This is a genomic window from Agrobacterium burrii (genome assembly GCF_017313405.1).
GTDB lineage: Bacteria > Pseudomonadota > Alphaproteobacteria > Rhizobiales > Rhizobiaceae > Agrobacterium > Agrobacterium burrii.
On the sequence record NZ_JAFLNA010000015.1, the window covers coordinates 52,981 to 79,447 of the forward strand.

The 26,467-nt window shown below is 59.3% G+C and carries 22 protein-coding genes; 10 read left to right on the forward strand and 12 right to left on the reverse strand.

Features of this window, described 5'->3' with window-relative positions:
* Positions 1 to 64: 64 nt before the first annotated feature.
* From JZX89_RS23300 to JZX89_RS23315, 4 genes are read right to left on the reverse strand one after another with little or no spacing between them, the layout of a single operon-like run.
* On the reverse strand, positions 65 to 847 hold the full coding sequence (locus JZX89_RS23300; RefSeq protein WP_207135457.1) for a sugar phosphate isomerase/epimerase family protein: 783 nt from the start codon (positions 845 to 847) through the stop codon (positions 65 to 67).
* Positions 844 to 1,860 carry a hydroxyacid dehydrogenase gene (locus tag JZX89_RS23305; protein WP_207135458.1) on the reverse strand — a complete coding sequence of 339 codons (1,017 nt, stop codon included), beginning with the start codon at positions 1,858 to 1,860 and terminating at the stop codon, positions 844 to 846. The genes JZX89_RS23300 and JZX89_RS23305 overlap by 4 nt, the downstream gene beginning before the upstream one ends.
* The gene (locus tag JZX89_RS23310; protein WP_207135459.1) at positions 1,857 to 3,734 is read right to left on the reverse strand and encodes a DUF2264 domain-containing protein; all 1,878 of its coding nucleotides are present in this window, start codon (positions 3,732 to 3,734) and stop codon (positions 1,857 to 1,859) included. Before JZX89_RS23310 ends, JZX89_RS23305 begins: the two co-directional genes overlap by 4 nt.
* A complete protein-coding gene (locus JZX89_RS23315) occupies positions 3,727 to 4,791 on the reverse strand; it encodes a LacI family DNA-binding transcriptional regulator (protein ID WP_207135460.1) in 1,065 nt (354 codons plus the stop codon). The genes JZX89_RS23310 and JZX89_RS23315 overlap by 8 nt, the downstream gene beginning before the upstream one ends.
* A 111-nt stretch (positions 4,792 to 4,902) precedes the next feature.
* On the opposite strand from JZX89_RS23315, the gene JZX89_RS23320 reads away from it, so the two are divergent.
* The 7 genes from JZX89_RS23320 (at position 4,903) to JZX89_RS23350 (ending at position 13,123) form a co-directional block, all read left to right on the forward strand.
* Positions 4,903 to 6,195 carry an ABC transporter substrate-binding protein gene (locus JZX89_RS23320; RefSeq protein ID WP_153516713.1) on the forward strand — a complete coding sequence of 431 codons (1,293 nt, stop codon included), beginning with the start codon at positions 4,903 to 4,905 and terminating at the stop codon, positions 6,193 to 6,195.
* 159 nt (positions 6,196 to 6,354) lie between these two features.
* Positions 6,355 to 7,284: an ArsR/SmtB family transcription factor gene (locus JZX89_RS23325; RefSeq protein WP_149901434.1), complete on the forward strand. Its 930-nt coding sequence runs from the start codon at positions 6,355 to 6,357 to the stop codon at positions 7,282 to 7,284.
* A 121-nt stretch (positions 7,285 to 7,405) separates the two neighbouring features.
* Positions 7,406 to 8,917, forward strand: coding sequence for an arabinosylfuranosidase ArfA (arfA, locus tag JZX89_RS23330; protein ID WP_207135461.1), 1,512 nt, complete (start codon positions 7,406 to 7,408; stop codon positions 8,915 to 8,917).
* A gap of 7 nt (positions 8,918 to 8,924) precedes the next feature.
* The gene (locus JZX89_RS23335; RefSeq protein ID WP_153516715.1) at positions 8,925 to 9,998 is read left to right on the forward strand and encodes an ABC transporter ATP-binding protein; all 1,074 of its coding nucleotides are present in this window, start codon (positions 8,925 to 8,927) and stop codon (positions 9,996 to 9,998) included.
* Between the two features lie 72 nt (positions 9,999 to 10,070).
* Positions 10,071 to 11,345: an extracellular solute-binding protein gene (locus JZX89_RS23340; RefSeq protein WP_207135462.1), complete on the forward strand. Its 1,275-nt coding sequence runs from the start codon at positions 10,071 to 10,073 to the stop codon at positions 11,343 to 11,345.
* A gap of 69 nt (positions 11,346 to 11,414) precedes the next feature.
* On the forward strand, positions 11,415 to 12,299 hold the full coding sequence (locus JZX89_RS23345) for a carbohydrate ABC transporter permease (protein ID WP_194287728.1): 885 nt from the start codon (positions 11,415 to 11,417) through the stop codon (positions 12,297 to 12,299).
* Entirely contained in the window at positions 12,296 to 13,123 is an 828-nt protein-coding gene (locus tag JZX89_RS23350; RefSeq protein WP_046800433.1) for a carbohydrate ABC transporter permease, read from the forward strand. The genes JZX89_RS23345 and JZX89_RS23350 overlap by 4 nt, the downstream gene beginning before the upstream one ends.
* A gap of 18 nt (positions 13,124 to 13,141) precedes the next feature.
* Here JZX89_RS23350 and JZX89_RS23355 read toward each other — a convergent pair whose 3' ends face one another.
* The 6 genes from JZX89_RS23355 to JZX89_RS23380 all read right to left on the reverse strand — a co-directional run bounded on the left by JZX89_RS23355 (position 13,142) and on the right by JZX89_RS23380 (position 18,998).
* The gene (locus JZX89_RS23355; RefSeq protein WP_207135463.1) at positions 13,142 to 14,266 is read right to left on the reverse strand and encodes a sn-glycerol-3-phosphate import ATP-binding protein UgpC; all 1,125 of its coding nucleotides are present in this window, start codon (positions 14,264 to 14,266) and stop codon (positions 13,142 to 13,144) included.
* Positions 14,267 to 14,306: 40 nt separating this feature from the next.
* On the reverse strand, positions 14,307 to 15,191 hold the full coding sequence (locus tag JZX89_RS23360; RefSeq protein WP_207135464.1) for an ABC transporter permease subunit: 885 nt from the start codon (positions 15,189 to 15,191) through the stop codon (positions 14,307 to 14,309).
* A 7-nt stretch (positions 15,192 to 15,198) separates the two neighbouring features.
* A complete protein-coding gene (locus tag JZX89_RS23365) occupies positions 15,199 to 16,089 on the reverse strand; it encodes a carbohydrate ABC transporter permease (RefSeq protein WP_149901428.1) in 891 nt (296 codons plus the stop codon).
* An 86-nt stretch (positions 16,090 to 16,175) separates the two neighbouring features.
* Positions 16,176 to 17,519, reverse strand: coding sequence for an extracellular solute-binding protein (locus tag JZX89_RS23370; RefSeq protein WP_046800504.1), 1,344 nt, complete (start codon positions 17,517 to 17,519; stop codon positions 16,176 to 16,178).
* Positions 17,520 to 17,777: 258 nt separating this feature from the next.
* Positions 17,778 to 18,251 carry a VOC family protein gene (locus JZX89_RS23375; protein ID WP_207135465.1) on the reverse strand — a complete coding sequence of 158 codons (474 nt, stop codon included), beginning with the start codon at positions 18,249 to 18,251 and terminating at the stop codon, positions 17,778 to 17,780.
* A gap of 156 nt (positions 18,252 to 18,407) precedes the next feature.
* Positions 18,408 to 18,998: a methyltransferase family protein gene (locus tag JZX89_RS23380; RefSeq protein WP_207135466.1), complete on the reverse strand. Its 591-nt coding sequence runs from the start codon at positions 18,996 to 18,998 to the stop codon at positions 18,408 to 18,410.
* Between the two features lie 299 nt (positions 18,999 to 19,297).
* Here JZX89_RS23380 and JZX89_RS23385 point away from each other — a divergent pair, with 299 nt between their 5' ends.
* Entirely contained in the window at positions 19,298 to 21,082 is a 1,785-nt protein-coding gene (locus JZX89_RS23385) for a methyl-accepting chemotaxis protein (protein WP_207135467.1), read from the forward strand.
* Here the strand turns inward: JZX89_RS23385 and JZX89_RS23390 are convergent.
* A complete protein-coding gene (locus tag JZX89_RS23390; RefSeq protein WP_207135468.1) occupies positions 21,079 to 21,234 on the reverse strand; it encodes a hypothetical protein in 156 nt (51 codons plus the stop codon). The genes JZX89_RS23385 and JZX89_RS23390 overlap by 4 nt on opposite strands.
* Positions 21,235 to 21,312: 78 nt before the next feature.
* Here JZX89_RS23390 and JZX89_RS23395 point away from each other — a divergent pair, with 78 nt between their 5' ends.
* The gene (locus JZX89_RS23395) at positions 21,313 to 22,221 is read left to right on the forward strand and encodes a lytic transglycosylase domain-containing protein (RefSeq protein ID WP_369809600.1); all 909 of its coding nucleotides are present in this window, start codon (positions 21,313 to 21,315) and stop codon (positions 22,219 to 22,221) included.
* A 148-nt stretch (positions 22,222 to 22,369) separates the two neighbouring features.
* Complete coding sequence (locus tag JZX89_RS23400; RefSeq protein ID WP_207135469.1) at positions 22,370 to 22,783, forward strand: hypothetical protein; 414 nt, start codon at positions 22,370 to 22,372, stop codon at positions 22,781 to 22,783.
* A 75-nt stretch (positions 22,784 to 22,858) separates the two neighbouring features.
* On the opposite strand, the gene JZX89_RS23405 is transcribed toward JZX89_RS23400, so the two are convergent.
* On the reverse strand, positions 22,859 to 26,446 hold the full coding sequence (locus JZX89_RS23405; protein ID WP_246746786.1) for a TonB-dependent receptor domain-containing protein: 3,588 nt from the start codon (positions 26,444 to 26,446) through the stop codon (positions 22,859 to 22,861).
* Between the last annotated feature and the right edge of the window lie 21 nt (positions 26,447 to 26,467).

Consider the following 26,467-nt stretch of genomic DNA (forward strand, 5'->3'; position numbering starts at 1 on the left):
CAACGTGATTAGATCCCCGGCACAGGGCCGAGGATGACGTCGCTTGTGAGGTTGAAGTCGTGCACTAATCGGTATGACCGGCGAGAATCTCGCTTAGCGTCACCGCATCTTCCGCAAATTGGCCGATGTCATCACCCTTGACGAATTCCAGCATCGCATAAGCCGGTTTTGTCCATTCGCTCTCCGGCAAAGCCTCGACACACGACCGCCAATAATCCGCGTGCTCGGCAAGCGGTAGGCGGCTTGCGTTGGCAAGCCAGGCGAAGACGTGCAGGTGGCAGATGCGGGAACCTAGCGCGGATATTTCAGCGAGCGCCTTTTCGAGCGGCAGGCCGGGTGCCGGCTGCCAGTAGAAGAAGAGGTTTGGCATGGCCAAATCCTGCGCCAGTTGCAGGGCCGAAGGCAGGGTGTCCGTCAGTGAATTGGGGTGATATTCGAGCCCGATCGTCATGCCGTAATCTTGTGCATGGCGGGCGATCTCTGCCAGCGCCTCGGTCGCCCTGCGGCGCTCGGCCGCAGAGTAGCCGGTGGAGGGCCGTTTGCGTTGGCCTGGCCAGATACGGATATGGCCGGTGCCGAGCGCTTTGGCGGTTTCGAGAACGGCGGTCAAATCTTGCCGCGTAAAATCCGGCGCGAAGATGTAGGAGCCGTAGGAAGAGGCGGTCAGGCCCGCTTTAGCGGTCCGCTCGGCCACATCCCTTGCGTTTTCGAGATCGCCTGACGGCGCATGGATATCCGCGCCCCATTCGATTGCCCTGATGCCGTTTGCGGCGGCGATGTCGATGACCGCCTGCGGCGATAGTGAGCGGAAGGTGACGGAGCAGAGGCCCGGCTCGAAAATTCTCATGCGATGAGTTCCAGATGTTCCGGCCGTACCTGCTGTTCAAGTGCCGAGCCCTGACAGAAGCGTTCGATTTCCGCGATTGCCATGTCGCCCAGCCTGGCGCGTTCGAGGCCCACGGCGCCGGCGATGTGCGGCGTCAGGAAGACGTTGGGCAGGCTGTAGAAGGCAGAGTCCGGCGGCGGCACTTCCGGATCGGTCACATCGATGACGGCTTCGATACGCCCGGTTTTCAGTTCCGCCAGCAGCGCCTCTTCATCGACGAGCGCACCGCGTGCCGTGTTGATCAGGGTTGCGCCGTCCTTCATCCGGGCAAGCGCTTCCGCGCCGATGATATGCCGCGTCTGCGGCAGCGACGGCGCGTGCAGCGAAATGACGTCGCTCATTGCCATCAGCGCATCAAGCGTTACCAGCCGCACGCCAAGGCGCTCCGCCTCCGCTGCGCTCAAAAACGGGTCGAAAAGGATGATGTCGAGATCGAAGGGTTTCAGCAGATTGATGACCCGACGCCCGATGCGCGATGCGCCGACCACGCCGACCGTCAGGCCGAGATTGCCGATGGCCTGCGATTGCAGGTGATCGACGTTTTCCCGCCCGCGGTCGTTTCCATAAAACCGTCGGAAGCTGAATACGCGCTTGCCGGCAAGCAGGATCATCGCCTGCGTAAATTCGGCGACCGGCTGCGCATTGGCTTCCGCCGCACTGCAAACGGTGATGCCGCGCTCAAAAACTGCCTGCGAGAGGAAATATTTCACCGTGCCGGCGGCATGGGAAATCAGCTTGAGCCGTGGCATCAACGCCAGTTCCCGTGCGCCGATATCGGGACAGCCCCAGCCGGTCAGAAGAATATCCGTCCGTTCCAGCTGGTCTTTTACCGATGGATCGTGAAAGTCGCAAATCCTGTTGATATCGATGATATCGACGCTCTGCGACAGCCTTTCGAGCGCCTGTGGTGTCAGCACATGCTGTGTCCGCTCCGGGTCCATGGCAAGGCTGAGACGCGGAAGCGGGCTCGTCATCGTGGCTCTCCCGTCGCCGCCATGCTGCTGACCGGGACGCCGCGTTCCGCAAACAGGCGGTCGAGCGCCCCGATGTCCGGAAGTGCCGGAACGGCTGCCAGGGCTTTTTTGCTTTCAGGCCCGGTCAATCCCGCAAAGACGGCGCAGGCAAGCAGAGTTTCGCCGGCTGGAATGTCACCGCGCAATTGCGGCACCGTGGTTTTGGCATTGACGAGGTTGGTATTGGGCAGCGCCTTCAGTGCGATGCCCTGGCGGGATATGACGGAGCCGAGATCGATGATCGCGGAAATGTCGGTGCCGCAATCCGCCGATGCACGGCCGGTTGTCTCGGTTACGGCATCCCTGTCGCCGTCATTGCGATTGATGGCGAAACCGCCTTCGGTCACGGAAAGCGGCCGGGCGGTGGTGATCCGGTGCAGCCGGATGTGCCAGTCGCCGGCGGCAACCAGCGTCGTTTCAACCGCGACATCGGGGAAAGGTCTCCATGTCGCCCGCAGATTGTCCCCGGCCAGCAGAACCTTTTCGTTGGTTTCGCGCACGCGGTAATGCAGGCCGTCGTCAGAGAAGGCCAGCATATTGTCAAAACCATTGGTCTTGAAGCCGCGCTCATCCACTTCCACACCAAAACCATAACGGGAGGAATAGGCGAATTTGGCATATTTCTCCGACCCGCCGCGCATGGAGAGGGTTTCCTGTCCGCTGGAAAGTGCCGTGACGTTGCCTTTGGTCCGCATCATCACCATGCCGGGATGAATGAGCGGCCGGGGTTTGGTGGAGGTTTCGGGCAGCTTTTCTTCCGCCTGCCAGAAGGGGTGGCTTTCCGGCAAGGCGAGCGGCAGGAAGGCCTTGAAGGCCCAATAGGGCGAACCGGCCGAGTTGTAACTTTCCGACATGGTCAGCTGCGGATAGGTGTAACCGATGGAGAGAACGCCGTCGCGGTCGGCGATCGGCTTTTGCGCCCACCAGCGCAGATGCTGCAGATAAAGCCCCTTGATCTCGCCCCAGGGCAGGGCTTCCTCATCGGCAAAGGCAAGGCCGGCCCAGAAGCCGCCACAGGCGAAACGATAGGTCATGGACCGGCCGAAGGCGAGCGCGCCGCCATCCTCATCGAACCAGCTGGCAAAATCGCCGGCAAACAGGCGGGCGCGTTCACGGTAACGTTCGGCGTAAGCATCGTCAGGCTTGCTGAGTTTCGCGTAGATCAGGCCGTAAAAATGCATGGCGAAGGCGATATAGTGGTCGATGCGGCGATAATCGCCGTCCCGATACCAGCCGTCGGCAATGTAGAAGCCGTCCAGCTCCGCCTGGAAGGTGTCCGTCAGGCTGCGGTCGAAATCTACACCGAGATGATCGAGCGCCATGTCGACCATCACCCGGAAAAATTTCCAGTTATTGTCGGCATAATTGCGCTCGCGCGCGGTGAGCAGATAGCGGCGGACATTGTCTTTCTGCGCGTCGGAAAGGGGTTCCCAAAGATGTTGCGGCGCAAGCCGAAGCGCGAAGCCCAGAGCTGCAAGTTCCACCAGCCGCTGATCCTTCTGGCGCACGTCGCCCCAATAATCGGGATGGGCGGGATCGGTGCCGTTGGCGATGCCTTTTGCCAGAAGCGGCCAATGCTCAAAGCTGTCGCCGCTGAGCGCCAGCGGCGCGATGCCCCAGAGCGGCCGGGCAAATCCTTCCAGATCGGCCGCCGCCCGGTCAAAATGCGCGGCAGTGCCGCTGAGCGTCACCCTTGCGCCGCTCTCTGAAAAATAGGGCAGGAGCGGTGCGAAACTGTCATCCAGCGCCTTTCTGACATCGGCGCGGGTTTTAAGCGGATTGCCGTAGAGCGGATTGAAACGGGTCATCGGATCATTGTTTGCCGCATCATGCATGACGTATCGCCTTTCCCGTCTTTTTCGCCTGTCCGGCGGTCTCTCCTTCCACCAGCTGCACGCCCAGCTGCACCTGCCGGGCATTGGCGGAAGGTTCCGTCAGCCGGCGGCGCATCAGTTCCACCGCCTCGCGGGCGATTTCACGGCGGTCGACGCGGATGGTGCTGAGGCGCGGGGTGGAGAGTTCGGCAAAGGGCAGGTCATCGAAGCCGATGATGGAAAGATCATCCGGAACGGCAAGACCAAGCTCCTGCGCTGCCCCCAGCGCGCCGAGCGCAATGGCATCATTCATGCAGAAAATGCCTGTCAGGTCAGGGTTCTTGGCCAGTAGCCGGCGAACCGCATCGCCCGCCTGTCCAAAGCCGCTATCCACCGTCGTCAGCAGGAATTCCTCATAAATGGTTCCCTCCTGTTCGAGGATGGTGTGGCGGAAGCCGCGCATGCGCTCGCGTATGGTGTGGCGGTGGTGCGGGCCGATATAGGCGACCTTGCGGTGGCCGAGTTCCAGAAGCCGCCGCGCCGCCATCGCGCCGCCGTAAAAGTTGGAGGGCGAAACGCAATCCAGCGTCATCGAGGGGTCGGCGCTGTTGACCAGAACCGGCTGCAGCACACCCTGGGTAATGCGATGGATGATCTCCTCTTCGGGGTCGAGACCGATGGCAAGAAGGCCATCCGCTTCGCAGACCCGCTGCGTCAGAGCGTCATCCACCTGTTTCTGGTGCAGTAGTCGGATATCGAGTTCAAACCCGTCCGTCTGGGCAAGGCTGCGCAGCATGTCGAAAATGTCGTGATAAAAAGCGCCGATATCGCCGGTTGCCCGTTCGGCAGACATCAGGGCGAGAACCTTTTTGCCCTCCAGCGGCACGCCGCCGGTCTGGCTGGTGACCGGTCGCAGCGGATAACCAAGTTCCGCCGCAACCCCCAGAACCTTGGTCTGGATCGAAGCGCTGATGCCTTTTTCCCCGGCGAGAACACGAGAGACGGTGCTGATGGAGACGCCGGCGCGCTGGGCGATATCCGACTGGCGCGGGCGGCTGATGTCGGGCGTATCGTTCATGTCGTCTCCTGCGCTTGCAAAAAAATCTATTATGATGCAAATATTGCAAATACAGAAAATTTGCAAGAATTAAGTAGCCAATGAAAAATTTGCAAAACGCGGGAGGAGCAGATGCAAACTATCGACAGACGTGGATTTTTGGTGACGGCGGCGCTGGCCGGTCTTGGGGTCGCGGCGGGCGGTTTTCGCGCGCTGGCGGCCGAGACTCGGCTTCGTTGCGTGTGGTGGGGATCAGCCGATCGCAACAAGCGCACCAATGATGTGATCGCCCTTTATCAGAAGGCCGATCCGCAAACGGTGGTCAGCGGCGAAATGATCGCCGGCTCCGACTATTGGACCAAGCTTGCGACCTCAATGGCCGGACGCAATGTCGCCGATATCTTCCAGTTGGAACCATCCACCATCGCCGATTATTCCGGCCGTGGCGCCTGCATGGAACTGGACAAGTTCGTCGGCTCGTCGCTTGATCTTTCCAATTTCGGCAAAAGCGAGATCGATCTGTGCCGCATTGACGGCAAGCTCTACGGCGTCGGTCTCGGGCTGAACTCCTTCTGCATGATGTATGATGCCGAAGCGCTGAAGGAAGCCGGCGTTTCCATGCCGGAAGGGCAGATCACCTGGACGGCGCTGGCGGAACTGGCGCGCGATTTCAAGAAAAACGGCCCGGCGCGGCGCAATTATTGGGCCATTCCCTATGGTGCGCGTTATCATTACGTCTTCGATGTCTGGCTTCGCCAGCGCGGCAAGCTGCTGTTTCAGGATGGCACCATCGGCTTCAACAAGGAAGACGCCAAGGAGTGGTTCGCCTATTGGGAGAAACTGCGCGAGGAAAAGCTCTGCGTTTCCGCCGATATTCAGACGCGTGATGACAATACCATCGAATCCAACGCCTTGACGCTTGGCAATTCCGCCACGGGTTTTGCCTATTCCAACCAGCTTGTGGGTTATCAGGCGCTCAACAAGAAGACGCTGTCCATCGGCATGCTGCCGGGTGAAGGGGCAGGCAAGCCGACCGGGCATTATTACCGGCCGGGGCTTATCTGGTGCATATCGTCCACCTCGACCAACCCGGAAGCGGCGGCGAAGTTCATCAACTTCTTCGTCAACGATCTGGAAGCCGGCAAGGTTCTCGGCGTGGAACGCGGCGTGCCGCCGGCGAAGAAGGTGCGTGAGGCAGTGTTGCCGAGCCTCAACGATACCGAGCGCAAGACGGTGGATTACATCGAAAGCCTGTCCGGAAAGACCGATGCCTATCCGGAACCCGCCCCGATCGGCGCCAACGAGTTCGACCGTGGTGTGATGCGCCCCATCGCCGACTCACTCGCCTTTGGCCGCGCCAGCGTGGATGAAGCGGCGCAGAATCTTGTCGACACCGGCACGCGGACCCTGCGCAAGCGCGGTTGACGACAAAGGGGCATCGCCACGTGGCCTCAAAGCTGCGTGGCGATGCCTTTTTCATGCCTTTAACCTTCAGATATGCCCGAACGAGAAACAACACTGGACAAGTATAGGGTATTTAAGCCAGAAATCCTGATCTGGATCGATAAATCTGAAGATTAGAGAATGGCCCCCAATTTCCTCCTGGTTGACGCTGAAAAAGAATTCGATGTCCTGAAAGCGGCCGCATCGTTGATCCGCGTGCAGATATTGAAGCTGCTGCATGAGACGAGCGGTTTGAATGTCAACGAGATCGCGCAGCGACTGGAGTTACCCCAGTCCACCGTTTCCGCCGGTGTGGCGGTTCTTGAAGAGGCGGGGTTGCTGCGAACCGAGACGCGCAAGGCGCGCAAGGGCAGCCAGAAAATCTGCTTCGCCACCTGCGATGAACTCATCGTTTCGTTCCGAAAACCCGAGACGCCGGCCGCCTCCAATTACATCGCGGTGGCCATGCCGCTTGGTCTTTATACGCAGAGTTCGGTAACGGCACCCTGCGGCATCTGTTCGCCTGATGGTATTATCGGGCTTCTCGATGTGCCCGATACGTTCATGGACCCTGATCGCATGAAGACGGCGCTCTTATGGTTGACGTCGGGCTTCGTGGAATATCAATTCCCCAATAATGCCAAGATTCAAGGCCGAAACGTCGAGGAAATCGAGTTTTCGATGGAGGTCAGTTCCGAGGTGCCGGGAACGCACAGCAACTGGCCATCGGACATAACCCTCTCCGTCAATGGCAGGGAAATCGGCGTGTGGACCTCGCCGGGCGACTTCGGTGACAAGCGGGGTGTGTATACGCCCGATTGGTGGAAACTTTCCGGTTCCCAATATGGCATGCTCAAAACCTGGCGCATCACCGCGCAGGGAACCTATGTCGATGGCACCCGCATCTCGGATGTGACGCTTGAGGATATCGATCTGGTGAGCCATCGTTCCATCCGGCTGCGCATCGAGGTCAAGGCCGACGCGAAACATCCGGGCGGGCTGAATATCTTCGGCCGGGGTTTCGGAAATTACGATCAGGACATCGTCCTGCGCCTGCGCACGGCGGACTGAGCCGTTCAATTTTTAAAAGTATGATTTTCGCGGTTGACAGGCGCGGATTCCCTCGGCAACTATATTATCAAATATGGTTCATACCATATTTTAAGATATAAATGCGCAGGGAGGAGAGCCTATGAAAGCGCGGGTTTCAGTCCACCGGGATTTCCGGATTGGGCGTATCGACGATCGCCTATATTCCGCCTTCATCGAGCATATGGGGCGGGCGATCTATGGCGGGATTTACGAGCCCGGCCATCCGCAGGCGGATGAGAACGGCTTTCGCCGGGATGTCCTGAAATTCGTACAGGACCTGAAAATTCCCGCCATCCGTTATCCCGGCGGTAATTTCGTATCGGCCTATCGCTGGGAAGACGGCATTGGTCCCCGCGACAAGCGGCCTATCCGCCTGGACCTTGCCTGGCGGTCGAAGGAAACCAACCAGATTGGCGTCAACGAATTTGCGGACTGGGCCTCAATGGCCGGCATCGAGATGATGCTGGCCGTCAATCTCGGCTCCCGCGGCCTGGATGATGCCCGCAACTTCCTTGAATATGTGAATTTCCCTGGTGGCACCGAACTTAGCGATCTGCGCCGCAGCCACGGCACAGAGAAACCGCATGGCGTGAAAATGTGGTGCCTCGGCAACGAGATGGACGGTCCCTGGCAAATCGGCCACAAGACGGCGGTGGAATATGGCCGGCTGGCCAATGAAACCGCCAAGGCTTTCAAGGGCTTCGACCCGACAATTGAAGCGATTGTTTGCGGCAGTTCCAATGACGGCATGCCGACCTATCCCGAATGGGAACGCGAGGTGCTGGAAGAATGCTACGAGAATGTCGATCATATCTCGCTGCACAAATATTTCGGCAATAACAGCCGCGACACGTTGAATTATTTCGGCAAGATCGAAGAGACCGGTCGTTATATCCAGACAATTGCCGGCGTCATCGACTATGTGAAGGCCAAGAAGCGCGCCAAGAACGACGTCTCCATCTGCTTCGACGAATGGAACGTCTGGTACCATATCCGTGAAGACGACAGCAAACGCATCAAGAGCTGGGACTGGCCGGAAGCGCCGGCGCTGCTGGAAGAGACCTATAATTTCGAGGATGCTCTCTTCGTTGCCGGCCTGCTCAATGAGTTTATTCGCCGCTCAGACCGGGTGCGCATCGCCTGCATCGCCCAGCTCGTCAACGTCATCGCTCCCATCCGGGCGGAAAAGAACGGGCCGGCCTGGCGTCAGACGATCTATTATCCCTATCAGTTCGCCTCGCTTTATGGTCGTGGCGTTGCGCTGAACGTTGCGGTTGATTGCCCGACATATGATTGCAACGCGGCCGACGACGTCAAATATCTCGATGTCGCCGGTGTCTATGACGAGGCGGAAGGCATGGTGACGCTGTTCGTGCTCAATCGCCATCTGACCGAGGCGGCAGAGCTCAATGTCAGCCTCACCGGTTTTTCATCCGCTTCGCTCAGCCTGCATCTCTCCATGGCGGGATATGACCTGCGCGTCGGCAATGGTCCGGATCAACCGGATCGTGTCGTGCCGGTGCCGGGCAGCGGCGTCGATGTAGAGGATGGGGCGCTCAAGGGCTCCGTGCCGGCGCTGTCCTATCATGTGCTGCGCCTGAAGGTTCAGTGAGGCGGTCATGGGTGTCCGTCTCAACAATATCGCCAAGTCCTTCGGATCGTTCGCAGCGATCCGGGACGTCTCGATGGAAATCCCGACCGGCAGCTTCGCGGTGTTCGTGGGGCCTTCCGGTTGCGGAAAATCCACCCTGTTGCGCATGATCGCCGGGCTTGAGGAAACCAGTGGCGGCCGTATCGCCATTGACGACCGCGACGTCACCGCGGTCGAACCGGCGGATCGCGGCGTGGCGATGGTCTTCCAGAACTATGCGCTCTATCCGCATCTGACGGTGTTCGAGAACATGGCTTTCAGCCTGCGGCTTGCCCGCCGGCCGAAGGCGGAGGTGAATGAGAGGGTGGGCGAGGCCGCCCGTATCCTGCAGCTCGACGAACATCTGCACAAAAGGCCCTCCCAGCTTTCGGGCGGCCAGAGGCAGCGTGTGGCCATCGGCCGCGCCATCGTGCGGCAGCCAAAGGTGTTTCTGTTCGATGAACCCCTGTCCAATCTGGATGCCGAGTTGCGCGTCCAGATGCGGCTGGAACTGACCCGGCTTCACCGCAAGCTCGGCGCGACAATGATCTATGTCACGCATGATCAGGTGGAGGCGATGACGCTTGCCGACAGGATTTTCGTGCTGAAGGGCGGCATCGTGCAGCAGGCGGGCGCACCGCTCACGCTTTATGACGATCCCGACAATCGTTTCGTGGCGGGCTTCATCGGGTCGCCGGCGATGAACTTCCTGCAGGCCGATGTGGTGGAGCAGCGCGATGGCCGCGTGACGCTGACGCTCGAAGGCGGCGAGCGGCCTCTCGAAGCGCGGTTGTCACAGCCGGTTTCGCCCGGCCAGCGGCTCGAGATCGGCATCAGGCCGGAACATCTGGCGATCACGGATGAAGGCGCCTTGCCTGTCATCGTCGAGGTGGCCGAGGAGCTTGGCGATCTGTCTTACCTCTACACCCGCACCGGGGCGGGAAAGGAGCTTGTCGTGCAGCGGCAGGGCTCCCGGGAGCAGCTGGATGGCCGGTCCGTCTCGCTCAGCGCCTCGCCCGACAGGATTCTGGTTTTCGATAGCGACGGCAAAAGGTTGCGATAGGCGCGAGGAGGCGCCTGTCGATGCAGCAAACTATCCCCTGACGGGGTGTTTCAAGAAACGGGAGGAATAACGATGCGATTGATCAAGACATTGCTTATCGGCACGGTTCTGGGTTTGACCGCCATGCCGGCGCTTGCGAAACAGGATATCATCTGGTGGGACTTTCTGGCCGGTGGTGACGGCGTGCGCATGAAGGCGCTGATCGAGGCCTTCAACAAGGAACATCCCGATATCCAGATCAAGGGCACGACGCTGGAATGGGGCGTTCCCTTTTACACCAAGGTGCGAACGGCGTCTGCCGTGGGTGCGGGGCCTGATATCATGACCTATCACCTGTCGCGCGCGCCGCTTGGCCTTGAAGAAAAAGTGCTGAGCGAAATTACCGCGAAGGATCTTGAGGATGCCGGGTTGAAGACGGAAGATTTCTTCAGCGCACCGGTGGAGGCGGCCACCCAGGACGGCAAGCTTTACGCCGTGCCGTTCGATATTCACGCCCTTGTTCTTTATTACAATGCCGATCTTCTGAAGGGCTCTCCCTATCTCGATGCCGAAGGCAAGCTGACCGGCATCAAGACGATCGAGGATTTCGAAAAGGCACTGGCCTGGGCGGAGGAAAATGGCGTGCAAACGCCGATCACCTATCAGTCGGGCGGTGAAGGCGGGGTCTGGCGGGTGTTTTACACGCTGCTGTCGCAGCAGGGTGGGGAACTCGTCACCGGCAAAGAGGTTCTCGCCGGCGACAATGCTGAAAAGGCCGCCAAAGCCATCGACACCATGTCCAGATGGCGGGAAAACGGCTGGGCGCCTGAGCAGGCGGAATATGAGGCCTCGGTGGCGCTGTTTTCCGCCGGTAAATCCGCCTTCCAGCTGAATGGCGTCTGGGAAGTGCCGACCTACAAGGATCTGGAAAAGAACGGCAAGCTCGGTTTCAAATGGAGTGCGGTGGAAGTGCCGCCTTTGATGGGCAAACGCGCCACCTGGGCGGATTCCCATGCTTTCGCCATACCGAATGAAGGCGACAACACGGTTTCCGGCGAAAAACGCGCCGCCGTCATGACGGTGATCGGCTGGATGGAAAAACATGCCATCAGCTGGGCCGATGCCGGGCATATTCCAGCCTATAAATCGATTACCGAAAGCCCCGAATATAAGGCCATGCAGCCAAACGCCACCTATGCCACGCTGGCGGAGGCGGCGGTGTTTGACCCCAAGACCACGATTACCGGGGTTGCCTCTCCGGCCTATGATGCGGCGCTCAACGTCATCGCACCGGCCATACAGGGTTTTGTCGGCAGCGCGGAAGCCGTCGAGCAGATCCAGTCCGAACTTCAGGGCAAACTCAAGTAATCCACGCCTGCCCTCCGGCCCCAATGGCTGGAGGGCATCGCGCAATGCGCAGAGGCCCGGAGGCATTTAATGGCAATGATTGAAAACCGGCGGAAGAAGTCGCTGATCGCGCTGTCGATGGTGACGCCATTTATCGTCGTCTTCGCCACCTTCTTCCTTTATCCGCTGATCGAGATGGTGCGCATCAGCTTTACCGATGCGCCGTTGATCGGCGAGGGAAACTGGGTCGGGTTTGAGAACTACGCGAAACTGCTGGGCGACAGGCTGTTTCTCACCTCGCTGAAGAACAACGGTTATTTCGTTCTCTTGACCGTGGTGCCGACCACCATCATCGCGCTGATGATTTCACTCGCCGTCAGCCGGCTGTCGGGCATCGGGCAGACAATCGCCATGAGCCTGTTTTTCCTGCCTTACGTGCTGCCGGTTTCTGTGGTGACGGAGATCTGGGCTTGGATGCTCGATCTGCAATTCGGTGTTCTGCAGCCGGTCATTTCGCTGCTGGCGGGCAAGCCGGTCGCCGTGTTCAAGAACCCCTATTGGGTGATGCCGATGGTCGCTGTCGTCACCATCTGGTGGACGAACGGTTTTAACGTGCTGCTTTTCATAGCCGGCCTGCGCAATATTCCAACCGAGCTTTATGAGGCGGCGGCGCTGGATGGCGCGACGACCTGGCAACGCTTCCGCCGCGTCACCTGGCCGCTTCTGTGGCCGGTGACGGCACTCGTCCTGACGCTGCAACTGATCCTGCAACTGAAGATATTCGACCAGATCTATCTTCTGAGCGGCGGCGGCCCGTTCAATTCCAGCTTTGTGCTTCTGCTCAAGGTCTATCGGGAGGCCTTCCAGATGAACAATGGCGGTTATGCCTCGGCCGTTGCGACCGTGCTTTTCCTGTTGATCGTCATTGTTTCCGTTCTCCAGTTCCAGTTGCTGCGCATCCGGAGGAACTCATGAGCCCGACCAGAAAACTCGAGAACATCGTTCTGACCCTGCTGACCTTTTCGGCAGCGCTGGTGTGGATTTTTCCACTCTACTGGAGTTTCGTTACCTCGCTTCGCTCCGATGAGAATGTTGCCGGCAACACATCGCTGCTGCCGGACGAGTTCCAGCTGGGCGCCTATGTGAACGCGATCTTCAACACGCGGCTGCTGACTTGGTATGTCAATTCCATTGGCACCGCCGTCATCGTCACGGTCTCCGTCCTGTTCATTTCGATGCTGTGTGCCTATGCGCTGTCGCAGATCCGCTTTCCCGGCCGGCGGCTGCTTTATGGCATTGTGCTGGCAAGTTTCATGGTGCCGGCGCAGACACTTGTCGTCACGCAGTTCATCCTGATGAAGAACCTCAACCTCATCAACACCTGGGCCGGCATCATCCTGCCGCAGCTCATCACGCCCATCGTCATCATCGTCTACAAGCAGTTCTTCGACAGCGTGCCGAAAGAGATGCGCGAGGCGGTGGTGCTGGATGGCGGCGGCGAATATACGATCCTGTTCCGGGTCTATCTGCCGCTCAACTGGGGGATCACGACCGCCATGGCGATCGTGACCTTCATTTCCGTGTGGAATGCCTTCTTCTGGCCCTTCCTCGTCGTCACCTCGGAAAACATGATGACCATCCCCGTCGGCATCACCCAGGTCAACGACGCCTTCGGTGTCGCCTATGCCCGCCTGATGGCCGTTGCGATGCTCGCAGCACTACCGGTCATCATCGCTTACGTCATCTTCCAGCGGCGTGTGACGGAGGCCATCATGATTTCGTCAGGCGTGAAGGGATAAGCCGAAAGGCCTTGTCTTTTAGACTGCCAGCAATGTCTCCTTGCCGACGCTGTTGGTCTCGGTTACTCCTTCCGTTTCGATCCGCTTGCCGGTGGCGGGGTCGAAGAAATGCAGGTGTGCAGGCGGCATGGTGAGGTGGATGCGCTGGCCGGGTTTGACCGAAAGGTCTTCGCCGATTGCGGCGGAGAAGGTTTCACCGGCGATCTCGGCATGCACGATGCGGCCGGAGCCGAGTTCTTCGACGAAATCGACGATCGCCGGTACGCCCGCGCCTTCTTCCGTGCTGACAAGGCACTGTTCCGGGCGGATGCCCACGGTCAGGTCGCGGCCGCGCAGTTCGAGACCGGTTTCAGGGAAGAGCCTGACCGCCGCGCCACCCAGCATCACGGCAGGCGATTCGACTTCGACCCTTGTCGTAAACAGGTTCATGGCCGGTGAACCGATGAAGGATGCGACAAAGGTGGTGGCCGGGCGGTGATAGATATCGAGCGGATGGCCGACCTGTTCGACATTGCCCTTGTTCATCACCACCAGCCGGTCGGCGAGCGTCATGGCCTCCACCTGATCATGGGTGACGAAGACGGAGGTGGCGGAAAGGCGCTGGTGCAGCTTGCGGATTTCGGCGCGCATGGTGACACGCAGCTTGGCGTCGAGGTTGGAGAGCGGCTCGTCGAACAGGAACACCTGCGGTTCGCGGATGATCGCGCGGGCCATGGCGACGCGCTGGCGCTGGCCGCCGGAAAGGGCGGCCGGCTTACGCTCCAGATAATCGGTAAGGCCGACGATCTTTGCGGTTTCCTCGATGCGGCGCAGGCGCTCGGCCTTGGCAACACCGGCGACCTTCAGTGCATAACCAATATTGCCGGCGACCGACATATGCGGGTAAAGCGCGTAATTCTGGAACACCATGGCGCAGCCGCGCTCACGCGGTTCCAGCTTGTTGACGACGCGCCCGCCAATGGCGATTTCGCCTGATGTGATCTCTTCCAGCCCGGCGATCATGCGCAGAAGCGTGGATTTTCCGCAGCCCGATGGGCCGAGAATGACGACGAATTCGCCGGATTCGAAAGAGAGATCCACGCCGTGCAGGGTCTGGGTCTTGCCATAGGATTTGCGGGCCTGGCGAATATCGATCTGAGCCATGATAGGAGAACCTTGTTGTTGAAAACCACGCGCCGTGCCGTCACTTGTCGGACGAGACGAGGCCGCGGACGAACCAGCGTTGCAGGAAGGCCACGACGAGAAGCGGCGGGGTGATGATGATAAGGGAACCGGCGAGCGTGACGTTCCAGTCCGGCGTGCCGTCTTCGGCCGGCAACAGCGCGCGTAGCGACATCATCACCGTCTTGTAGGAGGGATCGGTGACCATCAGCAGCGGCCACAGATACTGGTTCCAGGCATAAACGAACATGATTGTTGTGAGCGCCAGCATGTTGGTGCGCGACAGCGGCAGCAGCATGTCGACAAAGAAGCGCACGGCGCCTGAACCGTCCATGCGGGCGGCTTCGGCCAGTTCGTCAGGGACCGTCATGAAGAATTGCCGGTAGAGGAAGGTGCCGGTGGCCGTGGCGACCAGCGGCAAGGTGAGGCCGGCATACGAGTTCAGCAGGTTCCACTCAACCGTCACCTCAATGCCGAACAGCCCCAGAATGGCGCGGAACGGCTGGAAAAGATCGGCGGCCACCGAATAGGTCGGCACGACGCGCACTTCGAGCGGCAACATCAGGGTGATGAACACCGTCCAGAAGAACAGATGTTTGAGCGGCGAGCGGAAGAACACGATGGCAAAGGCTGTGCAGGCCGAAAGGGCTACCTTGCCGATCGTGACCAGCGTCGCCATGATCATGCTGTTCAAAAGGGCGTTGCCGAGATTGGCGCGTTTCCAGGCGGCCTCGGCATTGGTGAAAAATTCGCCTTGCGGCATGAAGTTGAACGGTACGCTATTGACCTGCTGGATCGTCTGGCTGGCGCCGGAAATGACGACGATGAACGGGCCGATGAGCAGGAAAAAACCTACCACCATGATCGTGTAGGTCAGGGCGTCGGCATAGGGTGTGCGCTGGATCATCTCCGCCTCACTTGTAATGGACTTGCCGCTCGACGAAGCGGAACTGGACGAAGGTGAAAATCATGATGAGACCGATGAGGACGAGGCTCTGCGCCGAGGCGCCGGAATAGTTCAGCCCCTCGAAGGCTTCGCTGACGATGCGGTAGACCATCACTTCGGTGGCGCGGTTGGGGCCGCCTTCTGTGGTGGAGGCGACGATGCCGAACGTATCGGCCCCGACGAAGCCTTCGGTCATCATGATGACGGTCAGGAAGAACAAAGTGGGGGCAAGCAGCGGCACCTGAATGTCGATGGCGCGGCGAATGGGGCCGGAACCGTCCATGGCGGCGGCTTCCGTCAAGGAGCGCGGCACCGATTGCAGGCCGGCGAGCACGAAGATGAAGGTATAACCCGCCCATTTCCAGACAAAGATGGCGATGACGAGGATCAGCGCGTGCTCGCCGTATTTGGCCGGGTTCCAGATATCCGGCCACCAGGCGTTGAGGGAGGCGGCAAGGCCGCGTTCCGGCGACAGGATGAAGCGGAAGGCCATGCCCGCGGCGGGGCCGGCGATGGCGAAGGGCAGGATATAAAGCACCCGGAAGAAACTGGAGCCGGGAAGCGCACGATCGACGCAAAGCGCCAGAACGAGGCCGATGAGAATGGTGAAGAATGGGCCGGCAATGGCGAAGACCATGCTGACGAGCACCGAATGCCAATAAAGCGGATCGAGAAAGGTCTCCTCGAAATTGGCGAGACCGACAAATTCCGCAGCGCCGCCGAAAGGTGGTTCGAGCGTGAAGGCCCAGTTGATGACCGCCGCCACGGGCCAATAGAAGAACAGGAAGATCAGCAGAAGCTGTGGCAGGGCGAATAGCACGGGCAACCACGTGCTTTTGAAGACGGCGCGCTTTTCCATAAAAAAACCGGCAATACTGGAGAGATGGGTGGACTTGCCCTAAAGCTTGAGACTCTGCGGGCAAGTCCTTCGAAAATTTACGGAACTTAGTTCAGCTTGGCGCCGGCATAAGTCTTTTCGAAGCGGCGCAGGCCGGCGTTCGAGCGCTCGACGGCCTTGTCGAGTTCAGCCTGAACATCGGCATTCTGCATGAAGATGGCTTCGAGCGAGGTGGCGACTTCCTTGCGGATCTGCGTGAAACCGCCAAGGCGGATACCACGGGTATATTCCGAAGGCGGCGTAAACGTCAGGCTTTCGATGGCCTTTTCACGGCCCTTATAGGGAGCCTTGTCGTAGAAACCATTGGCCTTCATGGCGTCGAAGCCGGTCTTGGTGACCGGGATGTAGCCCGTGACGGTCGACCACCACTGAACCATCTCCGGCTGGGCGATGAAGTTCAGGAATGCGGCTGCACCCTTGTATTCGGCATCCGGACGACCGGCCATGACCCATAGCGACGCGCCGCCGACCAGCGAGTTATGACGTTCGGTGCCCTTCCAGACCGGCAGCATGGCAACGTCCCACTTCACGCCTTCCGGCATGGTCTTGGCGACGGTGCCGTGATTGGCGATCGAGGTCATGAACATCTGGCAGGTCTGCGAGGTGAAGGCCGGCAGGATGTCCATGCCGAGCTGCTTGGTCTTGACGACGAACAGCTTCTCGTCCTGCATCTTCTTGAAGAACTTGACGTGATCGACGAACTTCGTCTTGTTGATCGTCAGTTCGGCGTCGAGGCCCTGGTAACCGTTGCCCTTGGTGGCGATCGGCTGGTTATGGATGGCGGAGAACTGCTCCATCAGCATCCAGGTGTCGAAGTTGAAGGCCAGCGGGCATTCAAAGCCGGCGGCCTTGAGCTTCGTAGCGGCTTCCTGAACCTGTTCCCAGGTGTCCGGCTTGAAGGTGATGCCGGCTTTTTCGAAAGCGTCGATGTTGTAATAGAACATCGCGGTCGAGGAGTTATACGGGAACGAGTTCAGCTCGCCCGCAGCGGTGGCATAATAGTTGGCGATGCCGGGGAAATAATTGTCCCAGTCGATCTTGTAGCCGTTGTCGGCCATCAGTTTCTTGGCGGGAACGAAAGCCTTGGACAGCATCATGTCCAGCGTGCCGGCATCGTAGATCTGGGTGATGGCGGGCTGCTTCTTGGCGCGATAGGCGGCAATGGTGTTCTGCAGCGTGGCGTCGTAATCGTTCTGCGAGGTGCAGACGATTTCGAATTCAGCCTGCGAATCGTTGAACTTCTTGCAGGTTTCCTGAACGCGATCGCCAAGATCGCCGGAAAGGCCGTACCAGAATTCGAACTTGGTCTTTTCTGCGTGGGCAGCCGTGGCGCCGAAGGCGGCAGCAATGGCGACGCCGGCCACGAAAGAGGTCAGAGCGGAAGATTTCATGAGTTGAGCCCCGTTGATGGATGATGGCATGATCGGCAAGAACATCATGTTCCCAGCACGAAGCCACGGGCTCTGCTAACAGCCGTCTTTGACGGATCGCTTACACTTTGTTGAACGTTTTATGATGACTTGCCGCGCAGGACGATCTGCGCGGCGGGGAAAGGCGATTAATTCCGAGAAATCGGATTTTCCCTTATTTTTCGGGTGTTTCCGGGTTCCCGTTAATTTCGCTACTTACTGCTGAATAGTGCGGCAGCATCAACCGCGGCGTGCGGCTTCGATGGCGGCGACGTCGATTTTCTTCATGTCCATCATCGCCTCGAAGGCACGTTTGGCCTCCGCGCCGCCAGCGGCCATGGCGTCCATCAGCACGCGCGGGGTGATCTGCCAGGAGACGCCCCATTTGTCCTTGCACCAGCCGCAGGCGCTTTCCTCACCGCCATTGCCGACGATGGCGTTCCAGTAGCGATCGGTTTCTTCCTGATCTTCGGTCGATATCTGGAACGAGAAAGCCTCGCTTTGTTTGAAGGCCGATCCACCGTTAAGCCCGATGCAGGAAACGCCGGCCACGGTGAACTGCACCGTCAGCACATCGCCCTTCTTGCCGGAGGGGTAATCGCTCGGCGCGTGGTGAACGGCGGTGACCGCGCTGTCGGGAAAGGTGTCGGCGTAAAATCTGGCGGCGGCCTCGGCGTCCTTGTCGTACCAGATACAGATCGTGTTCTTTTTCATCTGCTTGCTCCTCCAGGTTGGAACTCGTCATCTTGCCTGAACAGGCAAGGAAATTTGCCGGCCCATGGCCGGCCCCCCATTCGGCATAAAATGCCTGCGGCGGATGAATGTTCCGAAAAAGCTGAAGGCCGCGCCACGGCTCCGGTTTGACTATCGTCAAAGCCAGCGCCGCACCCGGCGTCGATAGGCCTCATATGCCGGACCAAGCTCTTTCGTCAGCACACGTTCTTCAATAGTCACCTGCAGCGACACGGCGATGACAAGAGCGATGGCGACAACAAGCTGTAGAGGCGATGGAAACACCAGCACCAGCCCGGCAAACAACACGATCTGACCGACAAAGACCGGATTTCTGGAACGGCCGAAAGGACCGGTATCGACGATTGCGCCAAGATGACCCTCGGCCGCGCCGATGCGCCATGACCTGCCCATATGGTTCTGCGCATAAAGCGCGATGAGGCCGCCGGCCAGCACCATTACCATGCCGCCAATCCGGATTGCGGCGCCAAGATCGCTGCGGTTCAGAAGCCAGACCGGATTTTGCGGCTCCAGCCACAGGGTGATGAGCGGCAGCAGAGCGCCAAGGAGAAAAGCGAGGCGAAAGAGCATGGCGGGAACAGCCTGTCGCTCACGGCCTTTTGCGAAAAGCCAGATCGGTTCTCCCGTCTGCTTCGCCAGCCGCGCCGTCAAAAATAGAAATCCGGCAATATAGGCCCATACGGCGAGCGCGGTTGCAACGTCAATCATGGGTTCTCCCGAAAAAAGTGGCAAGCCGCAACGTATCGGCGAAGGACAGCCATATCCGATTCGTCTGATGCGCAGAGTATAAACAGCAATAATACGTCCTTGTTACAACGGTCTCATGGCCTTGGTGTGAGCGGATGCGGCTAAGGAAAGAAACGGTGGAGAGTTTAAATTCGGCATGAATTTTGTAGTCTGCGTGATGGAGCATAAACCTTATTCTTAAATATTATTTAATATTGTAACAGTAATATTATTGAATGATTTTAATAGAGAATCATTTATCTGCTATCGGAGGATCGCGCGTGAGTTTTCTTGATCGTGGTGCCAATGCTTTCGCGGTTCTTGCCGCGCTTTCTAAATCCCAGGCCATCATAGAATTTGACCTTTCCGGGAAAATTCTTACCGCCAACGAGAATTTCTGTCGCGCGCTCGGTTATGAGCTTGCGGAAATCGTCGGCAGGCATCACAGCATGTTCGTTGAGCCCGCGCTTGTGTCTTCGCAGGACTACAAGATCTTCTGGGCAAAGCTTTCCGCCGGTCAGTTCGACCAGCAGCAATATAAGCGCCTCGGCAAGGGCGGCCGGGAAGTCTGGATCGAGGCCTCCTATAATCCGGTGTTTCGCCGCGGCAAGCCGGTGAAGGTGATCAAGATCGCTACCGATATCACCGGGCGCAAGCTGAAGGCGGCGGAAGATGCGGGCAAGATCGACGCCCTGTCGCGGGCGCAGGCCATCATCGAATTTTCACCTGATGGCGATGTCCTGACGGCCAACGAGAATTTTCTGGCGGCGCTGGGTTATTCGCTGGCGGAAGTGCAGGGCAGGCATCATTCGATGTTCTGCGAACTGGCCTATACGCAGTCGACGCAGTATAAGCAGTTCTGGGAAAGGCTCGGCGGCGGTGATCTCGTGGCGGATGAATTCATGCGGCTCGGCAAGGGGGGCCGCAAGGTCTTCATTCAGGCCTCCTATAATCCGATCTTCGATCTGAACGGCAAGGTGTTCAAGGTCGTCAAATTTGCGACCGACGTGACCGGTCGTGTCGAAAATGTCGAAAAGCTCGCCCAGTGTCTTACAGACCTGGCTGATGGCGATCTGTCGCAGAGCATCGACAAGCCATTCATCCCCTCGCTTGAGAGATTGCGGACGGATTTCAACGCAGCCTCGGAAAAGCTGAAGAGAGCGATGACGCTGGTATCTGAAAATGCCGGCGCGATTTCCTCGGGCTCCAACGAGATACGCTCCGCCGCCGATGATCTTGCCAAACGCACGGAACAGCAGGCCGCCTCTATCGAGGAGACTGCCGCGGCGCTGGAGGAGATCACCACCGCCGTCAACGATTCCAGCCGCCGGGCCGAGGAAGCCGGCACGATCGTCGCCCGGGCCCGCGACCATGCCGAACATTCGGGCCAGGTGGTGCGCGATGCGATCGGCGCCATGGATCAGATCGAAAAATCATCACGCGAGATTTCCAATATTATCGGCGTGATCGATGAGATCGCCTTCCAGACCAATCTGCTGGCGCTGAATGCCGGCGTGGAAGCGGCGCGTGCAGGTGAAGCGGGCAAGGGTTTTGCAGTCGTCGCGCAGGAAGTGCGCGAACTGGCGCAACGCTCGGCAACGGCCGCGAAGGAAATCAAGAGCCTGATCAACGCGTCCGGCTCGCAGGTGGAAAACGGCGTCGGTCTGGTTACCAAAGCGGGATCGGCGCTGCAGGAAATCGCGGCGCAGGTTCGTGATATCAACAGCAATGTCGTGGCGATTGTCGAAGCCGCCCGTGAACAGTCCACCGCACTTGCCGAAATCAATCAGGCGGTCAATACCGTCGATCAGGGCACGCAGCAGAACGCTGCGATGGTGGAGGAGCAGACTGCCGCCAGCCACAGCCTTGCGCGGGAAGCAACGGCCTTGTTCGAGCTTCTGGGGCAATTCAGGTTCGATGAGGCGCCGCGTTCGGCATCCTCCCTGCGTAGCAGCCCGGAGGTGCGGCCGGCACCGGCTCAACCGCGCCGCCCGGTATCCCGGCCCGTTGCGGCGCGTGGTTCTGCTGCGGTTGCCCTCAATCACGATGAATGGCAGGAGTTCTAGACGGCTTCTCGCCAGAGCGGGTAAATGACACGTCCAGCCGGCCCGGCAATCGGGTCGGCTGCATGTTTTACGCCGAGCCTTTTGATAGCGCGGATGCGCATCTGCAGCGCGAAACCGAAACGACCATTGAACAGGACCGAAGGTCGGGGCATATTTTCGCGATCGCCCGATAATCGGTGCTTTGCGTCTGAAAGTGTGGGGTCGTTTGCTTGGCACGTATATGGGCAGGGATATGGACAGGCCGTGTCGTTCTCGTCTTCTGCCTGCTGGTGACAGCCGGCGGTGCCGCCCGGGCTGAAGAGCCGGCAGCGGGGAAAAACGCCTGTGCCTATAGCCATGCCGTTGCGCCGGAACTGTGCATTCGGGTGGGCAGCTACAATAGCGATCTGTGTCATGCCATCGAGGTTTTGGCCGGACGTTACGCCGTGCCGCCGGATTATTTCGCCCGGCTCATCTGGCGCGAAAGCCTGTTCCGCGCCGATGCGGTCAGCCCGAAAGGGGCCGAGGGTATTGCGCAGTTCATGCCCGGAACGGCAAGGCTGCGTGGTCTCGAGGACAGTTTCAACATCATTGCCGCGCTTGAGGCGTCGTCGCGTTATCTCTCCGAGTTGAATGGTCAATTCGGCAATTTCGGTCTTGCCGCCGCGGCCTATAATGCCGGTGAGGCGGGGTTGCGGACATTCATCGCCACCGGCCGCCTGCCGATGGAAACCCGCGATTACGTGTTTGCCATCACCGGATATCCTGTCGAGAACTGGAAAGACAACCCGCCGGAAAAGGCCGCCCCGGCGCTGGATGACGGCCGCTCCTTCCTCGACGCCTGCCTGCGTCTGGCCGACACCCGCACCATGAACGATCCCGTTCTCATCTCCTCGGCCGACTGGGCGCCCTGGGGTGTGCAGCTTGCGGCGCATTACAATCCGGCGGTGGCGAACCGGCTGTTTACCCGCGCGATTGGCGGATTGTCGGAACCCCTCAATGCGGAACGTGCCCTCATCATCAGGCAAAGAGGCGGGAATTTCGGCTCGCGCCCGCGTTATGCCGCCCGCATCGGCCGTGAGACCCGCGCCGAAGCCAACAGGCTCTGCGGAGAGATCCGGCAGGCCGGCGTCCCCTGCACCGTGTTCCGCAACAGATAAAGAAGCTTGACGCCCGTCGATCATAACAAGTTGATCGGGATTTCGGTCCGCCCTCCTTTCAGCATAAAATCATTGACCTTAGATTTGCGCCGCAGCGGCAGTAGGCAAGCTATGCGGCTGGCGATATTTTGCGAGGGGACGATTGAAAATGAGATGGATTGAAACCGGATGTCTGGCGGCTGCGCTGATGATTGTCACCGCCTGCACCTCAACCGGAGAAACCGATATTTCCCGCACGGTCGCAGCCTTCGTGGGGCAGCCGCGGGACGCGGCCATTGCCAGGCTTGGTCGCCCCAACAAGGTGGTAATCGAAAAGGGCGCAACCGAATCCTACTGGCTGAAGGTTGACGTGGAGACCTATGCCGGGCTGAGCAACCGGCGTGAATACAAGTCCGTGGATGGACAGACCCAGATGACGCAGACCGAGGGTATGAAAATCAAGGAACACCGCCGCGATTGCATCATCAAGATCACGGCGGATGCCGGCTCCATCATCAAGACCAGCGAGATCATCGGCAATCCGGCGAGTTGCGAAACCATTCTCAATCGTCCGGTTTCGTGAGCGACCTTATGTTTCTGTGAGACACGAGCCGCGCGGCAGGCAGGCGCACGGCTCGAAAGTTTGAGGAGAGGTTCCTCAGAAGCGATAGTTCAACCCGACCTTGATGGCATGCAGGTTCAACGAGTTCGAGGCATTGCGACCGTTTACAATTCCGGATGTCCCGACATGGTCCACATATTCGTAGATCGGTGATTCATAGGGCTCGCAGATTTCCGGCATGGAATCGCAAAGCCAGGCCATGTTCGGATCATTCTTCAAGCCAGGATCGACCATCTCGGTGCCCGTCTGCTCACTGGTGCGATAATCTTTGCCGGTGCCGGCGCGGGCGTTTTTGAACTTGAACGATTTGGCGCGGAAATGGCTGTAGCTGTAATCCGCACGGATCGACCAATTGTCGTTCAACGCATATTCCGCACCGAGGCCGACGGTGAAGCCGGCGCGTGTTCCGGAAGCCTTCTCCACGAAGAATGCCGTCGTTTCAGAGCCGAGAGGATTGGTCGCGCTCGCGCCGTCTGAAATATACTGGTCGCGCCACTGGGTTTCTTTCGCCAGCGCCAGACCGGCAGTGGAGTAAACGAGCAGCCTGTCATTCACGGCGTAACCGAGCTTCGCCCGCAGGCCGGCCGTCCAGTCGATATCGTAGCTGGTCGTTGCGTCCAGGTGGCCGCTCTTCGCCAGCACCGGATCGGTGGAACCGAACTTTTCGATGCCACGAAGATAGGTCTTGGTGTAATCGGCCTCGAAGCCGACGACGACGCCGTTTTCCAGCTGCCGGTCATAACCGGCCTGTAATCCGAACGCGCCGCCCCGCAGGTTGAAATCAGCGGATTCCCGTGCGGCCGCGCCGTTGAATGTGCCATCCAGCGAGGTCGTATTTCCCGCAAAATTCAGGAAATCACCGCCGGCATGGGCACCCACATGGAAGCCGGTCCAGTCACGCACGAAGGATGCGTCCGTCGGACTGCTGAAGGGCGAAAGGCCGGGCAGGGCCTCGCCGCCGCCGATCGTCGCGGTAAGGCTGGCATAGATGGTGCGGCCGGGACCGGGCTGCGTGACGAGGCCGAGCGGATCGACATAAAAACGGTCGAACAGGTTCTCCACCCGCAGGCTCGCCGTCATGTTGTCGTTGATCTTGTATTCGGTAAACAGATCGACCAGCGTATAGGGCTCCCAGTCGACAAGTGCGATGAATTCCGACGCGCCCTGCGCGGTGACGTCGCCGTGACCGATGGCGCGCGGGCCGACATAGGAGATGCGGCCGCCGACCGTCAGCCGGTCCTCGAGGAATTTCTGCGAAAGCGTCAGGTCGACCGTATATTCCGGCTGAACATGGTTCGTCGCATAGTCGCCATAGAGAGACTTGCTATCGCAGGTCTGCGTCGTGCGGCAATATTCGACATTCAGGAAGTAGTTGGCAGAAAGATCGGCCGAAAATCCGCCATTGGTGTAACGGCCGGAAAGTTCGAGACCGGAAAATTTGGCGCGCGGAATATTGCCGATATTCAGCGTCAGCTGCGGTTCGGTCACGACGGTGCGCGAGATGTAATTCTTCACATCCCAGTTGAAATAACCGAACTTGATCATGGCGGTGTCATCGTCGGAGAAGATGCCGTCGCGAATGATGTTGGTGCCGATTTCCCAGTTGCTGGAGCGTTCCGGCAGGACACCCGAATTTGCGATAACACTGTTGAAGGCCGAGACGGATTCAATGATGGATGGCGAGCGCAGCGTATTCGAATAGTTGACGTAGAACTGGGTGTTGTCGAACGGTTCCAGCGTCACTCCGGCAGACGGGCTGAAACCGCCGTCATCCACTTTCAGGCCAACCGGCTTGTCGCGCGCCTGATAACGCTCATAGGGATCAAATCGGTCTTCGACCCAATAATGGGAGTATCGCAGGCCCCCATTAAGGGTGAGCCGGTCCACCGGCTTGTAAGCTGCCTTGGCAAAGGCTGCACCTTCATGGCGGATGGCGTCGCGCGGTGTCAGCCAGCCCTCCAGTACGGCGGTGTGGTCGCTGCCTTTTGTGTCTTCGGCGCGGTAGGAAAATCCGTAATTCAGGTCGAAATCGCCGTAATCCAGGCTGAATTGCGAGCGATTGGTAGTCTCCGCTCCCCACATATTGGTATCGGTGCCGACCCGGAAGCCTGATGGCAGGCCGATCTTCTCCGGCGTCAGGCCACGCCCGCCGCGCACGGGGTTGCGGACTTCGAGATGGTTGAAATAGAAATTCGACTTGAAGTCGATGAGGTCATTGTCTTCGGGGTTCCAGTTGTATCTGGCGGTAAATGTGTCGAGGCTGGTGCTGACGGTCTGTTCCTGCTGCTGCGCCTGTCCGGTATTCGAGGTCAGCCGCGAGGCAAGCCTGTCGCCGGCCTCGCTTCTGTATCCCATGTAACCGATCTGGAATGTCTGGTCGTCTGATAGACGCGCCGTGACCTTCGCCAGAAGCGATTGTGTTTCCAGCTCGGTATTGAGGACTTCCTCGCCGCCGCGATAATTGGCCAGACCTTCATTGATCATCGTGTTGGGCAGAGTGCCGCCCCAATATTTCGTGTCGCCGATGTTTTTCGGGGACGCGACAGGACCATGGCTGCCGGCGTGATAATTGCCCTGACGGCGATGCGCATATCCGGCGACGACATCGATGTCCTCGCCCTTGTAAGCGCCGATGATGCTGCCGGAACCGGTCGTCGGCTTGAGGAATGCTGGCCTGTCCATGCCATCGGCGGACGGGGTCGCGGTGCCTGCGCCAGACTGGTAGCTATAGCCGCTCAATGCCCCTTCCGTCGGGCTGGACGAATTGGTGCCGAAGCCGCCCTTGACCTTCAGCCCCCATTTCTCGCCCGGCTTGACGATATCGTCGGCCCCGACCGTTCGCATCGCCACCGATCCGGCATTGCCGAAGGACGCGGCATCGGCTCCCTTGGTAATGTCGACGCCGGCGATGAAATCGGGATCGACATAGGTGCGGTTCGAGACGCCCTGATAACCCTGATAGACCGTCACGGAATTTTCCGCGCCGTCGATCGTCGTGGCGACGCGGCCCATTCCCTGCATGCCGCGAATATTGACGTCGATGGCACCGGCGCCGTTTCGCGCTTCGCCGGACATCACGCCGGCCGTGCCACGAAACATGTCGGCCGGGCTTGAGCCGCGGAAGCGCTCGATATCCTCGCCCGAAATGAAGGCGGTCGGGGCATCGTTGCCATATGGCGCGTCCGGACTGCCATATCGTCCGGTCTTGCCGGTGACGGTGATTGTTTCGAGAATGAGCGAGCCATCCGCAGAGGTTGCCTCCGGTGCCTGTGAGGCGTTGGAAACCGTTACGCGATCCGGCGCAGTGAAGCGGAAGCTGAGGCCGGTGCCGTCAAGCAGCCTGCCGAGTGCTTCCCGCGGCGGCAGGGAGCCGGCTGCGCCGGAGGTTTTGAGCCCTCTCGTCAAGGATGCGTCGTAGAAAATCTGGATGCCGCTTGCGGCGCCAAAACGCGTCAGCGCTACATCGAGAGAACCGGCGGGAATGGAAAACTGGCGCAGCTCCTGCGCAACAGCCTGGGTGTGGACATATAGGGATACAGAGCAGGCCAGTGATGCGCAGAATGCTGCAAGCCTCAAACGCCGTTCGCGACCACCGGATTTATGTCCCGTCGCCAATAAAGTCATCCCCGTCTTCCCTTCCATTTC